Below are 14,387 nucleotides of genomic sequence, written 5' to 3'. Positions count from 1 at the left end.
GTATGAAAAATAATGATTGGAAAGATAGATTGAACGTTGTGTACTCCACGAATCCTGACTTCGGTTATGAAATGGATAACGATGAAGAACAGGTTACCCTCGACAAAGACAAGCAAAACCTGCGAGTTTCCATTGACAAAAAGAACCGGGGTGGTAAAGTGGTAACATTAATTACCGGATTTGTGGGTACGGATAATGATTTGAAAGAGCTAGGCAAGTTACTGAAAAGCAAATGTGGAGTAGGCGGTTCAGCTAAAGACGGAGAGATAATGGTACAAGGAGATTTCAAGACCAAGATCATAGATCTACTCATCAAAGAAGGATATACTAAAACCAAAGGTATAGGAGGTTAAATTAAATAATACAAGAAATGAGAAAAGTAATATTATTCTGTGCGGCAACACTATTCTCACTGTTGTCATTCGCACAAGAAAGTGATGCGGATATTGTAAAGGTAGGTGACAATATACCTGCCTTCACCCTTCATTCAACAGCAAACGGCACCATAAACTCTGCAGATCTAAAAGGGAAAGTTGTATTAATCAATATTTTCGCTACCTGGTGCGGCCCTTGCCAAAGCGAACTGGCTGAAGTTCAGAAAATACTCTGGCCTAAATATAAAAACAACAAGGATTTCTGTATGTTAGTGATCGGTCGCGAGCATACAGACGACCAATTAGCGGAATACAATAAAAGAAAAAGGTTTACATTTCCCCTCTACCCGGATCCCAAACGGGAAGTTACAGGTAAATTTGCCACCAAAATGATTCCCAGAAGTTATTTAATAAACAAAGAAGGAAAAGTAATATCAGCTACTACCGGCTATGAAGATGGAGCCATAGATACGCTGATGAAGCAAATAGATAAAGCATTGAAGTAGTCCCTATCCTAAGATATGCCTTAAAGAAAAAAGAGTCCGGTGCAATACCGAACCCTTTTCCCAAATTTTACATATAATAAATCTGACTTTGTAAGTAGTACTTAACAAGATTTGAATCAGATTATTCAGCTTTCAAAGTGAAACGCTTGAAGTCAACAATCTTCAGTTCAGGATCAGCAGCAGCCAACACTTCTCTTACAGTCTTCTTAGCGTCCATGATATCTTCCTGGTTCAGCAGGCAAACTTCTTTCAAGAACTTAGCCAGACGACCCTTAGCGATGTTCTGAATCATTTGTTCAGGCAAATGTGCAGCCTTTTCAGCAGAAACAGTAGCAATGATTTCTTTTGCTTTCGCTACATCTTCAGCTGTAATCCAACCTTTAGCCATATTGCTTTCCATGTGATCTTCGCTGTCTACATGAGCCGGGTTGATGTTAGCCTTCTTCAGAGCAGCTTCTACAGCCTTCTGCACCTGTTCAGCCTTTGTCTTTTCGATAGCTACTTCGATTTCTTTTTGCTTCACTTCTTCAGAAACACCATCCTCATCAATAGCGATCGGATTCATAGCAGCAATCTGCATAGCTACTTGCTTAGCCAACTGCTCGTCAACGTTCTTGTTAAAAGCAACAATCGTACAAAGACCATTTCTGTTCATGTGGTTGTAAACAGCAGTGCTTGCGCCTTCTACAGTCATGTAACCATCAAGTTCCATTTTCTCACCTGTGATACCGCTACGGTCAGTCACTGCATCCTGTACAGTACCGTTACCCATCGGCAATGCTTTTACTTCGTCCAATGTCTTGCATTTGTTAGCCACAGCAAGATCAAGAATATCCTGAGTCAGTTTCACAAAGTCAGCATTCTGAGCTACGAAGTCAGTTTCGCACTTCAAAGCAATGACAACGGCATAGTCACCAGTAGTCTTAGCCAAAACGCAACCTTCAGAAGCCTCACGTTCAGAACGCTTAGCAGCAACAGCTTGTCCTTTCTTACGGATAATCTCCATTGCCTTGTCGTAATCGCCATCAGCCTCTGTTAATGCATTCTTGCAATCCATCATACCAGCTCCGGTCATTTTGCGCAGCTTGGTAATATCAGCCATAGTTACAGCCATAATAATTTCCTTTATTTAAATGAATAATAATTTTCGAAACAAAAAATGTGCCAATCTGCCAATCAAGATGCAAGTGTATAACAATACCCTTGCACATTAGCAAATTGGCACATTTTATATATTAAGCCTCTTCGTCTTCCTTGATGAAAGCAGCAGCTTTAGCTGCGTTGATAGCTTCTTCGTCAGACTTGTCGAGTCTAGCTTTTACTGATTTCTTCTTGCCTTTGTTAGCAGGAGCTTCACCAGCTGCTTCCATGTCGATCTTTTCAGCTTTTCTTTCTTCCAAACCTTCGATCATTGCAGCGCAACAAGCATCCAGGATAACTTCTATTGATTTAGTAGCGTCATCATTAGCAGGAATTACGAAATCCACGTTTGAAGGATCAGAGTTAGTATCAACGATACCAAATACAGGGATACCCAAACGGTTAGCTTCGCGAACTGCGATATTTTCTTTCATTACGTCGATTACGAACAATGCAGACGGCAGACGAGTCAGATCAGCGATAGATCCCAAAGTCTTGTCCAATTTTGCACGTTGACGAGAAATCTGAAGAACTTCTCTCTTAGAGAGGTTAGAATATGTACCATCGTTAGTCAATTTATCGATAGTAGCCATTTTCTTCACAGCCTTACGGATAGTCGGGAAGTTAGTCAACATACCACCCGGCCAACGCTCGATTACATAAGGCATATTAACAGATTGAGCTTTCTCAGCTACAACTTGTTTAGCTTGTTTTTTAGTAGCAACAAAAAGAACTTTCTTGCCAGATTTGGCAATCTGTTTCAAAGCTTCAGCAGCTTCGTCTACTTTTGCAACTGTTTTGTGGAGGTCAATGATATGAATACCATTGCGTTCCATGAAAATATAAGGAGCCATTGCAGGGTTCCACTTTCTCTTAAGGTGTCCGAAGTGGCAACCAGCCTCCAATAATGTATCAAAATTTGTTCTTGACATCTTGTTTTTTCTTTAAATCGTTTACTTTCTTTTTTGTTTTTTCTAAACCAACCGCTGGGTAGTCTATGAACAGAGTCCCAGTAGTTTAGATACTAAACATATTCCTCTATCAGGCAGCACATTAACGCTTGCTGAACTGGAATCTTCTACGAGCTTTCGGCTGTCCCGGTTTCTTACGTTCAACAGAACGAGGGTCACGAGTCATGAAGCCTTCTGCACGAAGAGCGGCTTTATCTTCAGCGTTCATCTTAACCAGTGCACGAGCAATTGCCAAACGCAATGCCTGAGACTGACCAGTGAAACCACCACCACACAAGTTAACCTTGATGTCATACTTCTCAGCAGCACCCAGTTTGTTCAATGGTTGTTTTACAACATACTGAAGAATAGTTGATGGAAAGTACTCTGCAAGGTCTCTCTTGTTAATAGTAATCTTTCCTGTACCTTCGCTTACGAATATGCGTGCAATAGCACGTTTACGTCTGCCTAATGCATTTACTACTTCCATTATATCTTATTTATATGAATTAATATCAATCATTTTCGGGTTCTGAGCAGCCTGTTTGTGTTCGCTACCAGCGTAAACATACAAGTTATTCAGCAATTTAGCTCCCAGGATATTCTTAGGAAGCATGCCCTTCACTACTTTTTTCAGTAATCTCTCTTCACCGTTCGGTTTTGTAATCAAACGGGCAGGAGTCATTTCTCTCTGACCACCAGGATAACCAGTATATGACAAATAAACTCTGTCATTCCATTTGTTACCAGTCAGTTTTACTTTGTCTGCATTGATGATGATAACGTTATCACCGCAGTCTACGTGAGGAGTAAAGTTTGGTTTGTACTTTCCTCTCAGCAATTTTGCAACTTTTGCTCCCAGACGACCTAAAGTCTGGTCTGTAGCGTCAACGATAACCCATTCTTTGGTTACAGTCGCTTTGTTTGCAGAAATGGTCTTGTAACTTAAAGTATCCACTCTAATTTTGTTTTTTAAATGTTACTACTAAAAATTTTCTTCACCACTCATTAGTCTTCCCCGGACAAAGGAATACTAACTTGCTATGAATTAATCTCTTATCATTTTGTGATAATAATCGGCTTGCAAAAGTACGGCTTTTCTTTGAATTGGCAAACTATTTTTGTATATTTTTCCAGTCGCCTATTCTATTGAGAGTCTTCTTAATACCCGTTATTATTCATTCCATTGAGTTTCGGATTACTTTGTATCTCTTTCAGAGGGATAGGGAAAAGTTCATGTTTACCCTCCGTAAAATTCCGGTAAGCCGGATATGGTTTGTTCTCTTTCTGATTGACGGAACTGATCTCACCAAACAGTTTCAGAGCCTTGCCCAGTACTCCCCAACGTATCAGATCATATTTGCGTTGTCCTTCAAAAGCCAGCTCAAAGCCACGTTCCCAGTAAAGAGCTGTACGGAACTTTCCTTCCGGTGTAGAGTCGTCGATGAAAGTCAGGTTATGTGTCTTTTTCCGTACGCTCATCATTTCATCATAATTCGCTTCTGTAATAGAAGTTGCTTCAGCACGTGTACGTACGCTATTCAGCAAATCCCATGCTTTTTGTCTATCTGTTCCTGTTTCATTATACGCTTCGGCAGCCATCAATACCACATCAGCATAACGCAAAGGGCAATAGTTCACATCCGCATAATTGATATTCTTGTTCCATGACTCTTTCGGCATCCATTCCCGACGCCATTTTCCCACATACCAGCTTCCTGCGCTTCTTTCTTCTTTTACATGCTCTTTTTTAGTACCATTCCAGGTATAACGATAGGTGCAAATAGCAACATCACGGCGTTTATCGCTCGCTTCGAAGAAGTTACGCCATTCGGGAACGACTATAAAGAAACCATTGGCACGTCCCATATACTGACTTGATTCAGATGCAGAAACTCCGGTAGGTTCCGCCACCTGCGGACCGTTATAAATCCCCCATGCTCCACCATTACGACGTCCTTGCGAATGATAGAAAGCAATCTCCCAAAGACTCTCCTTATTATTCAGTACCCCCTGCGAGTAGCTTTTAAAGAGTGCCTCATAACCACCGTCATAAAAATCATGGTACCCTTTCTTTTCAAAAGCCTCCCACTCTTCTATCACTGCATCGAAATATTCCATTCGCTTACTGTCCTCCGGACGTTTCAACTGTCCATTCGACTGAAGGCTATATCCTGCACGCTGCAAATAGACACGCATCAGCAATGCACGGGCAGCTCCTTGCGTCACTCGTTCGGGACTGGAAGAAGCAGTTGCCCAATCCAGATTGTTCTTAGCGAAAGTAAGGTCAGATATAATCTCGTCATAAATCACTTCCCTGTCCACACGTTCACCAAAAGCAGATTCGTAGGATGAAGAATAAGATGTTTTGAAAGGCACATCTCCCCAATATCTCACCAAATCAAATGCGAGGAAAGCACGCAGAAAGCGAGCTTCTGCTTCCAATGCTTTCAGGCGGGTATTTTCTGCGTATCCTGTCATGCCACAGATTCCGTCAATGGTGAGGTTAGCCCGGTCGATTCCCTCATATTTCAGTTTCCAGATACTTTCAATCCATGTGTTCGTGGAGTTTAGCTGATAATGTGCAATATCGTGAACCTGATTGTCAGACTGCGTACGAGCCGTATAATAGGTATCGTCCGATGCGGGAGAAGCCATTTCGTACCAACCGTAATGATTAAAGTCCGACAATGAACTATATATTCCCATCACTGCCATTTCCGCTTTATCTTCCGAATCGAAATAGCGGTCCCGGTCATATTTTGAGTTAGGTTCTTCCGTTAGCAAATCCTCGCAAGAGGAAAATCCTGTTGCCAACAAGGCGAATACGGCATATAATAGATGTATCTTTTTCATGATTACTATGTATTTAAAGAATTAAAATGCTACGTTGAGACCAAAAATAAAAGAACGGCTAAGCGGATACGCTCCAAAGTCAACACCCGGTGTCAAACCGCTTTTCATCGTAGAGACTTCCGGATCGAAACCTGAATACTTGGTCCAAGTTAACAGATTATTACCAGTGGCATACAAACGCAAGTTTTTCAATCCCACCCTTGCAATCAGATTTTTAGGGAATGTATATCCCAAAGTCACATTACTTAGTTTCAAATAGGAAGCATCCTCCACTGCCCATGAATGAATATAGTTATCTCCTTGTTGAGCATCATGATAAGCGGCTACGGTTTTACCAACATTCAAAGCAGCCAGTTCTCCGGGATCTGTCACTTTCTGTCCATCCGAATTGATGGTCATCCAGCGATTAGAGCTATTCATCACGTCCAATGCGTTGTAGTTCAGGCTACCCACCTTACTGGTAACCAGTTTGGTCGCATTCAACACTTCGTTACCATAGCTGAAAGTCAGGAATATACTTAAATCAAATCCTTTGTAAGTAAAAGAATTGTTCAAGCCTCCGTAGAATTTCGGTTGAGCGTTACCAATGACCGTTTTATCATTTTCATCAATCACATTATCATCTCCGGTCAAGTTCTTAAACTTCCACATGCCCGGACGAATCTGACCTTTATCACCATGATAAGGTACACCATCTTTCAGGGTATAGGTCTGCGTAGAAGCATCATAATTGAAATCATCTACCTGATACAGCCCCTCGGTGATGTAACCATAGAACTGTCCTAATGGTTCTCCGACAGCAATACGATGGGTATTTTGGTTAAAGCCGAACTTGGCTTCATAGAGTTGTACCGCCTCACCGGTCAATGCTTTCACGGAATTTTTATTGTGCGACAGCGTCAGTGTAGTGTTCCAACTAAACTTCTTTGTAGAGAAATTCACAGTATTCACAGTCAGTTCCACACCTACATTCTTCGTTTCTCCGGCATTAATCAACATACTCTGATAACCGGAAGAATAAGGCAACTGGGCGTTAAGCAGCAAGTTACTACTCCTATTTATATAGAATTCGGGTGAAATGGTAATGCGTTGATTCAGAAATCCTAAATCGACCCCCATATTAAAAGTCTTGTTCGCTTCCCACTTCAGATCGGGATTCGGTATCTGCTTGGAAGCATAACCGGGAGTAAGCTGATCTCCCATAGCTGTGATGATGGAAGACATCAAAGCAAGGCTGTTATAACTACCGATTCTGTTGTTACCCGCCAAACCGTATCCGATACGGAATTTCAAGTCGGAAAAAACATTCAGTTTCTTTATAAAATCCTCTTCACCTACACGCCATGCTGCCGATACAGCAGGAAAGTATCCCCATTTATTATTCTTTCCGAATTTAGAAGACCCATCCGCACGGAAAGTTGCGGAAAACAAGTACTTATCCGTAAAGTCATAATTGAGACGAGCAAAGAAAGAGAGCAGATTATCATCATAGTTTTCATCGGACGAAGCAACGGACGGAGTACCCAGACTCATATCTCCCAAAATGAACTCATCGGTAGGCAACCCACTGACACCGGATTCGAGCACACGAGTCCAGCGTTTTACAAATTCCTGTCCCAATTGCACTACTACTTTATGCTTCTTCTGAAAACGTTTGTCATAAGTCAGGACGTTAGAGGTCTGAAAACTTCCGGTCTCTGTATTTCTGATAGAGCCGTAAATACCGTTGCGTCTTCCCATTATAGATTGGTCGCCATAAAAAAGCTCCCGGCGATAAAGTTGATAACGCATACCTGTATTGTTACGGAAGGTCAATCCTTTGATGATTTTGAAAGTCAGTCCGCCATTGGCTTGCAAAGTGCGTGTTTCCTTATTATCCTTTTCTTCAGCGGCGGCAATCAATGGATTCTGCATCACGTTTCCATCCGCATCGCTTAATACAGGATCTTCTCCTGCCAACAAATCCGAATCACTACCACGTATACCAATAGTAGGACGGTATTGCAAAATCTGAACCATTTTATTAAACTTTGCATCTACATTGCTTCCGCCTTCATTCGTTCCATTTCCGGCAACACCAGCTCCATACACTTTCAGATAATCGAAGTTGATACGTCCTGTAACGGAGAGCCGCTTATTCACTTCGCTTTTCACGCTAAGCGCAATATTATGTTTGTCGCTGCCGCTATATACCATCGCACCTTCATCCTTGAAGTAACCATAAGACATATTGTAGTTCAACTTATCATTACCACCGTTGACGCCTACCCGGTAATTTTGCGTAACGGTAGTGCGTCCCATCGTACGATCCAGCCAATCGATACCTTTACGATTGCCATAGTTCTCATGAAGATCGACAAAACCACCGTAACGATTTTGCCATGACCGCATACTTTCCTCGGGATCAGTAGCATCGCCTAATGTTCTTTCATAATCCGCCAACACAAATTCCTCTACACTTAATACATCCAACCGCTTGGCAAGCGTACGCACACCTACATAAGAATCGAAAGTAAGTGTTGCTTTTCCTTCTCCTTTCGCACCGCTTTTGGTAGTGATTACCACTACGCCATTTGCTCCACGGGCACCATAAATTGCTGTTGCCGAAGCATCTTTCAACACATCAATACTTTCAATATCGGCAGGATCAAGGCTGGACATACCATCTTCCGTCGGAAATCCGTCGATAATATAAAGCGGTTCGTTGCTTTGCGTAATTGATATACCGCCACGAACACGCACTGACATGGTAGCACCGGGCTGACCGTCTGTCTGTATAATCTGTACCCCTGCCATACGTCCCGCTAAAGCCTGGGTTACATCAGACGAAGGAACTTTGAGCAAATCGTCGCTTCTCACAGAAGCCACGGAACCGGTCAGGTCTTTACGCTTTACTGTTGCATAACCGATAGCTACCACCTCATCCAACAATACCGACGCAGCTTTCATGGTCACATCAATCTGTTTCCTTCCTTTCACGGGTACTTCCATATTTTCCAGTCCGATAAAAGAGAAAACCAAGACATCTTTCTGCGGATCACTAACGGTAATGGTGTATTTACCATTGATATCGGTAATGGTACCCGTGTTTTGTTTTCCTTTCACGGTCACATTTCCTCCAATCACTTCCAAGCCTTCGTTGTCCACCACCTTACCGGTAACGGTCAAACTCTGGGCATAAATGCCGGATACACCGACAAGAAGCAACAAAATGCAAATAATTCTACTTTTCATCATATTCTGTTTGTTATTTATATTCACTATGTTTCATTGTTTATCATTGATTTACTACCCGGGTAGATATAGGACTCCGGTCGGTCATTTCTACCACCTGATAAGCTCCGTCTATCTCGTCGTAAAGCAACGAGGAACCCGTATATTGTCGAGAGTAAAAATTGCCATTCAACGCAGGATTGTCTGTTCCATAACTAAATACTGCTTGTTCGGTGCGATGACTCACTGTCAGTTCCGGTGCCTTGGAAGCATCCAAAACCGCTTTGATCGTCCAGTCGCCTACGTTAAAGGTATCACCGTCACGGTTAATAATAGAAACAGCCTCATCTCCTATCTGAATAATAGCCAGGAAACGGGTGGCAGAACAACCGTCAACCCGTGCAGTCAAGTGCCACTGGTTGGGATACTCTGCTCCGGTGATGGCGGGCGGCACTACAAAACGATCCGTTTGGGACAGCGTAAAAACATGTCCTCCAAAAAGTTGTGTCACAGCCACCCATCCTTTGGTCTTATTATCTGTAGACAACGTTTTCTTTACCGCATCAATCTTAAATTCCGTAGGACTATGCAACAGCCACTCCCAGCGAACAGCCTCCGATGCCTCCAATTCATCATACACTATTACTGTATGAGGATGAAGCATCAACACGTGCCGACGGTATTTAGTCAACGGAGTGGCACCGAATCCATTTTCAGGCGTCTGCTCAATACCTGCCTGCTTGAAGTAGTCAACCCACATCGGGTCATTGCTGATACTTCTGTAAGCATGTGAAGCATCTCCCAAACAGTAACTGATATGCTGTCCGCCCATAGCACGCATCACACTGCCATAACCTTCGGTAGAATAAGGTTGCCCGATGCCGTTTACCAACAGTGAATTATGCGCCCTCGTATGGCGATAGGACATCAGATTGTGAGCATCGCTGAAATTCTGATAATAGCCTGTACTGCGATACACATCGACACCCTTATACAACAGATTAAAAGCATTCTGGCTGGCAGTAGTGTGACTGCCGGATCCGAATGTACTGGATCGGAACGAGAGTGCAAGATCTTTTTCTACATCTTCCGGTGCACTGTGCATGGCTACTTCACCGGCATCTTTATACCACACCATTTTATCAGCCCCGGCAGGAAAAGCTGTGTTGTAATCCTGCTCGGTACACATCCGGTAAAGACGCAATTCATAATCCCGACGCAACAGCTCCCGACATTCTCCGGCATACCATCCGGCATAGGAATCACCCGTTTCACACGCCAGATAATCAGCAAAGGCGGCAACCAGACGGTTGGGTTCACTACCCTTTTCACTATTGTCACCAAAGCCATTGCTTTTCGATCCCGGCGGACAAGTATAAACCAGCGAGCGTCCGACATTCTGATACCACGGATGCGATAGATAATCGTACTGACTGATGAATGAAAGAAGAGACGGCATATACGCCAAAGTCAATATATTGGCACTGAAATAGCCGGTGCCATTGTGCCATATACCGTCACGATTGAAGCCGGAGGCAGGAGCTCGGGCTGTCCACAATTCATAATAATACTCCATCATGGGCAGCACTTCGGAAGAATAGGCCGGTTTGTCGTAAAGCGACAAAGCCACTTGAAAAAGGATCCGCATATTCTGCTGCCAAAAATGATTATCAAAGAGATGGTTTTCCTGAAAACCGCAATTTACCTTGTAATAGTAACGTGCCACACGCATCATCAGTTCTTCGGCAGCAGTACGATCGGAAGCAGACAAGTTATTATAAAGCAGATCGTAGGCTGCAACAAGACACCATGCGATGTTGCTGGCAGTAAAGTTGGATGTAAAAAGTTGTCCATCAGCAGGGGGAGCGACAATCAACGCTTCGAGAAGCTGACGCAACTTTTCGGCATAAATTTCTTTTTGAGTCAGATGATAAGCCTGATAAAGATAAGTGGCATGTTGCCGGAGCTCTTCTGCACGACTATATAAATCAGTCATTCCGGTGTATTCGGCTTTCAATGCCTGAGAAGCACGACTTTGTAATTCTGTATATTCAGGGTGTGAAGTGACACGGTTACGAGCCTCTCCGATACGGTCGTCTAAAAAACAGTAAATACGAGGATGCAGACGGGGAGCATTTGCTAAGAATGTCTGAAAAGGAGGTGTTACAAATTCCGGTGTATCATTCTTTACTTCGAAACGATAGATAGCACTCCATTCACCGGGCGTAGTTCCATTAAGATTGGTGGAACGAAAGCGCCAATACCATGTGCCGACCTCCAAACGACGATGAAGATTATACATACACCATTCCTGCGGTTCGGAAAGTAGCGTTTCGGAACTGCTGAAATCTTCAGTACGTAAAAGGGAAAATTGCAGTCTTTCGCCCGTCTTCATGGCTTGAGGAACAATAAGAGGAGCAGGATTCAGATACAATTCATTATCTGCTTTGGGATAAGGTTGTGTCCGTATCTTATCCTGATAGGCATCGGGAATTCCGGCAGGCGTCTCTGGCTGCGTACTGTCCGGTTCGGGCAGCGAGTCAGATGTACAGCTACAGAATAACTGTACCATGAACAAAAGAAAAACCGATAGGCGAAATGTGGTGTGCATATTATTTTCTTTTCTAGGTATAAGATTAGAGGGCTATTTTCAAAAGTTTCAATGTAAGAAGAAGGTAAAGCGGGATGGGGGATCCCACTTTCCTTGAATTTCTATTGAGTAAGGTCGAATAGTGACTATTTAAAAATCGTAATCATTGGACGGCAAAGAGCTTGTTGATTAAGAGCTGCCTTAACACTGATACCCGCCTCCTGTGCATTAGTTACAGCACCATCAGTCACATTAATACGTACGCCAGAAACATTATTTTGGTTATTGATGGTACTGGAAGCATAATTCACTGTATTAATCGGTGTTCTATCAAACATTTTGCCATTGACAAATTCAAACTCCGGAATATTTTTAAAGTCCTCACTACCAGTAGCAGGCACCTCTTTCATTGTAAACAATGTACCCATAAACGCACTCAATTGCGACAATGTAGGAATATACCATGCACTCAAATTCTCACTAGCAAGAGCATGTTCTCCCACCCATTTCTCATAAGTTGTTTTAAACGCAACATCTCCAAGACCTGTTAATAAGACGTCCGTAGTCTGTGTTCCATTTGTCATACCTGCAGCTGTTTCAGCCAAAGTAGTCAATAATTCCGTATTAAGAGTCTGACGACCAGTCGCCACATTCTCAATCGCTACTGCATATCCGACTATTGTCTTGCCCTGAAGTGCTACAGGATAATTAGCCGGCACATCACTACCGATAGCCTCCATTTTGAAAACAATACCGACAGCATCTGCTGCATCACGTACCACTCTACCTTCTGCATTGATATAACTACCAACCTTCATTTCCAACGCTTCATAATCCGGATCCACTCCTACTTCAATGTCAAAGTTGCCATCTCCGATTTCAAATTTAGCCATAATCTGCATATTAGCATCCAAAGGTAATGTATTTGCCGGTATTTTAATCTCTTTACTATATCCGCCACTCAATGCCATGGTTATTTCTTCTGTAAATTTACCTACATTTGAAGGAGCAAAAAAGAAATTAGCGAACCAATTGCCATCCGCAGAAGCAAAACTTGCATTTGTATAAGTCACAGGAGCCGTAGCAGTACATTTACCCTCTAAAATATCATATCCACTCAAAGCGTTGTATGTTATTTCCAGCTTATCAGCTTGCGCAGCTACTTCCGGGTTCTTCGGTTTTACGCTCACATTAGCGAACGGGCGCTTCAATGTCACACTGGCATTGCCAATCGTTTCCAATTTTCCGCAGAAAGCGTCGCTGGCTGCCATCAACGCATCATTTGTCAAATCGAATGATGCAGTATTATATCCTACAGCTCTCAAATCAGCAGTGTTATATACTTTATTAGCAGCACCACTTTCCGGTACGTATTCAGCCCAGAACAATGCTTTCGACACTTCTTTTTGTTCATCTACGGAAATAGTGAAAGATACCTTACCGTCTGTAACCGGTTTAGTTACCTGATCGCCTATCTTATCGCCATCAGCATTCAGTAATTGCATGATACATTGCATCGTATAACCGTCAGGGATGGTAACCGCACGGCTAAAGACGTTATTTACAGGAGCCTGTACAGAGATGGTAACAGGAGCATTGATTTCTGTTCCGTTGTCCGAAACGATTTCTTCTTGTCCACAGGATGCAAAAAGCACTACGAACAAAGCCATTAGCGAATAAAATAAGTTCTTTTTCATGATCTTAATTGTTTTATGGTTAAGCAATTCTTAATTGATTTGTCTATTTTATAATTCTCCAAGGTCTACCTCCAGATCACCGTCATAATCGGGGTCGATCCCTATTCCTCCATTGGCATCGGAAGTCAGGAAGTTACCGCGTACCGTTGTGTTTTTGCCCCGTTCACAAGGAATACGGAAAGCTGTACGTGCCAGCACTTCATTCTTCTCATTCAAGATTTCGAGCTCTACAGGGATGGAAACGGTTTCTCCGGCATCGGTCAACACATAGTCGAATCCCAGTATCAGTTCTTTCGTACCATCGGCAGGGGGTTCAAAGGCCACTTTATATTCCATGTACATGAGCGAGTTCTTGGGTACATCGTCCCACAAATTGTAGCCGGTAGGCAAATAATCACTGTACTTCACACGAGCGGTAAAACTTTCACCTTTCAGTCCGCCTGTGGACAGTTTATTGAGAAACGTAGCCACATCTTTAGCCACCAGCTCATAGCGTGCTACGGGGCGATACAGTTCAACGTCAAGACTTGTTTCAGCTCCCCAATGATTGCGGAAAGAAGTCAGGTCTGCCATAGTAGAAGCAGCAAAAACATCTTTATAGCGGCTATTCCCTATATACTTTCCGGCAGGAAGGATAAAAGCCAGATTCTTGGCATCGTAAACAAGTCCCTGTTCCGGTGTCTCCGCATTCACATAATCGGCCCACACCAGGATGCGGTAATTACGGGCGTGCAGCTTCATACTAACAGACAGACTGGCACGGTTAAAATCCTCTTCATATACCGTTTGCCGTGCCGCCACCTGTCTATCCAGATAGGCTTCTACGATGAAACGACGCAGATAGTTGGTTTCCGACGCACGGGTGATGGTTACCGGTGCTCTTTCTGCCAAACTTAGATTCATTGCCAGATTAAGGTTGAGTGTTACAGCTGTCGGGTCCACTCCCAGTTCTCCTTCGGGAGTCATTTCCGGTTCTTCGTGCAGGCTGCATCCATTCACCAGCAGGGTGATGAACAACAGGAAAGTGCACTGCGCCAGTATATATAAATTTCTTCTCATAT

At 43.0% G+C, this 14,387-nt stretch carries 11 protein-coding genes; 2 read left to right on the top strand and 9 right to left on the bottom strand.

The features are described 5' to 3' along the window. The first annotated feature begins 2 nt into the window (after positions 1-2). Both H8796_RS09890 and H8796_RS09885 read left to right on the top strand, forming a co-directional pair. Positions 3-353: a translation initiation factor gene (locus H8796_RS09890; protein WP_004305562.1), complete on the top strand. Its 351-nt coding sequence runs from the start codon at positions 3-5 to the stop codon at positions 351-353. Positions 354-370: 17 nt separating this feature from the next. Continuing rightward, positions 371-880, top strand: a complete 510-nt coding sequence (locus H8796_RS09885) for a TlpA disulfide reductase family protein (RefSeq protein WP_004324696.1) — start codon at positions 371-373, stop codon at positions 878-880. 121 nt (positions 881-1,001) lie between these two features. Here the strand turns inward: H8796_RS09885 and tsf are convergent, their stop codons facing one another. The 9 genes from tsf to H8796_RS09840 all read right to left on the bottom strand — a co-directional run bounded on the left by tsf (position 1,002) and on the right by H8796_RS09840 (position 14,385). Beyond that, positions 1,002-1,994 (bottom strand): translation elongation factor Ts, encoded by a 993-nt coding sequence (gene tsf / locus H8796_RS09880; RefSeq protein WP_004305564.1) that lies wholly within the window; start codon positions 1,992-1,994, stop codon positions 1,002-1,004. A gap of 121 nt (positions 1,995-2,115) precedes the next feature. Beyond that, positions 2,116-2,952, bottom strand: coding sequence for a 30S ribosomal protein S2 (gene rpsB / locus H8796_RS09875; RefSeq protein ID WP_004305566.1), 837 nt, complete (start codon positions 2,950-2,952; stop codon positions 2,116-2,118). Positions 2,953-3,073: 121 nt separating this feature from the next. Then, entirely contained in the window at positions 3,074-3,460 is a 387-nt protein-coding gene (gene rpsI / locus H8796_RS09870; RefSeq protein ID WP_004297203.1) for a 30S ribosomal protein S9, read from the bottom strand. 6 nt (positions 3,461-3,466) lie between these two features. After that, entirely contained in the window at positions 3,467-3,928 is a 462-nt protein-coding gene (rplM, locus tag H8796_RS09865; protein ID WP_004297202.1) for a 50S ribosomal protein L13, read from the bottom strand. Between the two features lie 203 nt (positions 3,929-4,131). Next, positions 4,132-5,826 (bottom strand): RagB/SusD family nutrient uptake outer membrane protein, encoded by a 1,695-nt coding sequence (locus tag H8796_RS09860; RefSeq protein WP_117610964.1) that lies wholly within the window; start codon positions 5,824-5,826, stop codon positions 4,132-4,134. 21 nt (positions 5,827-5,847) lie between these two features. Continuing rightward, positions 5,848-9,063 (bottom strand): TonB-dependent receptor, encoded by a 3,216-nt coding sequence (locus H8796_RS09855; RefSeq protein ID WP_070782604.1) that lies wholly within the window; start codon positions 9,061-9,063, stop codon positions 5,848-5,850. 40 nt (positions 9,064-9,103) lie between these two features. Next, positions 9,104-11,650 (bottom strand): DUF4962 domain-containing protein, encoded by a 2,547-nt coding sequence (locus H8796_RS09850; RefSeq protein WP_117934591.1) that lies wholly within the window; start codon positions 11,648-11,650, stop codon positions 9,104-9,106. 125 nt (positions 11,651-11,775) lie between these two features. After that, complete coding sequence (locus H8796_RS09845; protein WP_117934594.1) at positions 11,776-13,326, bottom strand: hypothetical protein; 1,551 nt, start codon at positions 13,324-13,326, stop codon at positions 11,776-11,778. Between the two features lie 48 nt (positions 13,327-13,374). Next, entirely contained in the window at positions 13,375-14,385 is a 1,011-nt protein-coding gene (locus H8796_RS09840; protein WP_117610967.1) for a DUF6562 domain-containing protein, read from the bottom strand. Between the last annotated feature and the right edge of the window lie 2 nt (positions 14,386-14,387).

The sequence above is a fragment of the Bacteroides sp. M10 genome, from assembly GCF_014334015.1.
GTDB classification, from domain to species: Bacteria; Bacteroidota; Bacteroidia; order Bacteroidales; family Bacteroidaceae; genus Bacteroides; species Bacteroides intestinigallinarum.
Note: the sequence above shows the minus strand (reverse complement) of the source record. Positions and strands in the feature narration are given on the sequence as shown.

What these genes read in the sequence shown, in the direction of transcription:
- H8796_RS09890 (WP_004305562.1), top strand. Translation starts at nt 3, where the DNA reads ATGAAAAATAATGATTGGAAAGATAGATTGAACGTTGTGTACTCCACG.
- H8796_RS09885 (WP_004324696.1), top strand. Translation starts at nt 371, where the DNA reads ATGAGAAAAGTAATATTATTCTGTGCGGCAACACTATTCTCACTGTTG.
- tsf (WP_004305564.1), bottom strand. Translation starts at nt 1,994, where the DNA reads ATGGCTGTAACTATGGCTGATATTACCAAGCTGCGCAAAATGACCGGA.
- rpsB (WP_004305566.1), bottom strand. Translation starts at nt 2,952, where the DNA reads ATGTCAAGAACAAATTTTGATACATTATTGGAGGCTGGTTGCCACTTC.
- rpsI (WP_004297203.1), bottom strand. Translation starts at nt 3,460, where the DNA reads ATGGAAGTAGTAAATGCATTAGGCAGACGTAAACGTGCTATTGCACGC.
- H8796_RS09860 (WP_117610964.1), bottom strand. Translation starts at nt 5,826, where the DNA reads ATGAAAAAGATACATCTATTATATGCCGTATTCGCCTTGTTGGCAACA.
- H8796_RS09855 (WP_070782604.1), bottom strand. Translation starts at nt 9,063, where the DNA reads ATGATGAAAAGTAGAATTATTTGCATTTTGTTGCTTCTTGTCGGTGTA.
- H8796_RS09850 (WP_117934591.1), bottom strand. Translation starts at nt 11,650, where the DNA reads ATGCACACCACATTTCGCCTATCGGTTTTTCTTTTGTTCATGGTACAG.
- H8796_RS09845 (WP_117934594.1), bottom strand. Translation starts at nt 13,326, where the DNA reads ATGAAAAAGAACTTATTTTATTCGCTAATGGCTTTGTTCGTAGTGCTT.
- H8796_RS09840 (WP_117610967.1), bottom strand. Translation starts at nt 14,385, where the DNA reads ATGAGAAGAAATTTATATATACTGGCGCAGTGCACTTTCCTGTTGTTC.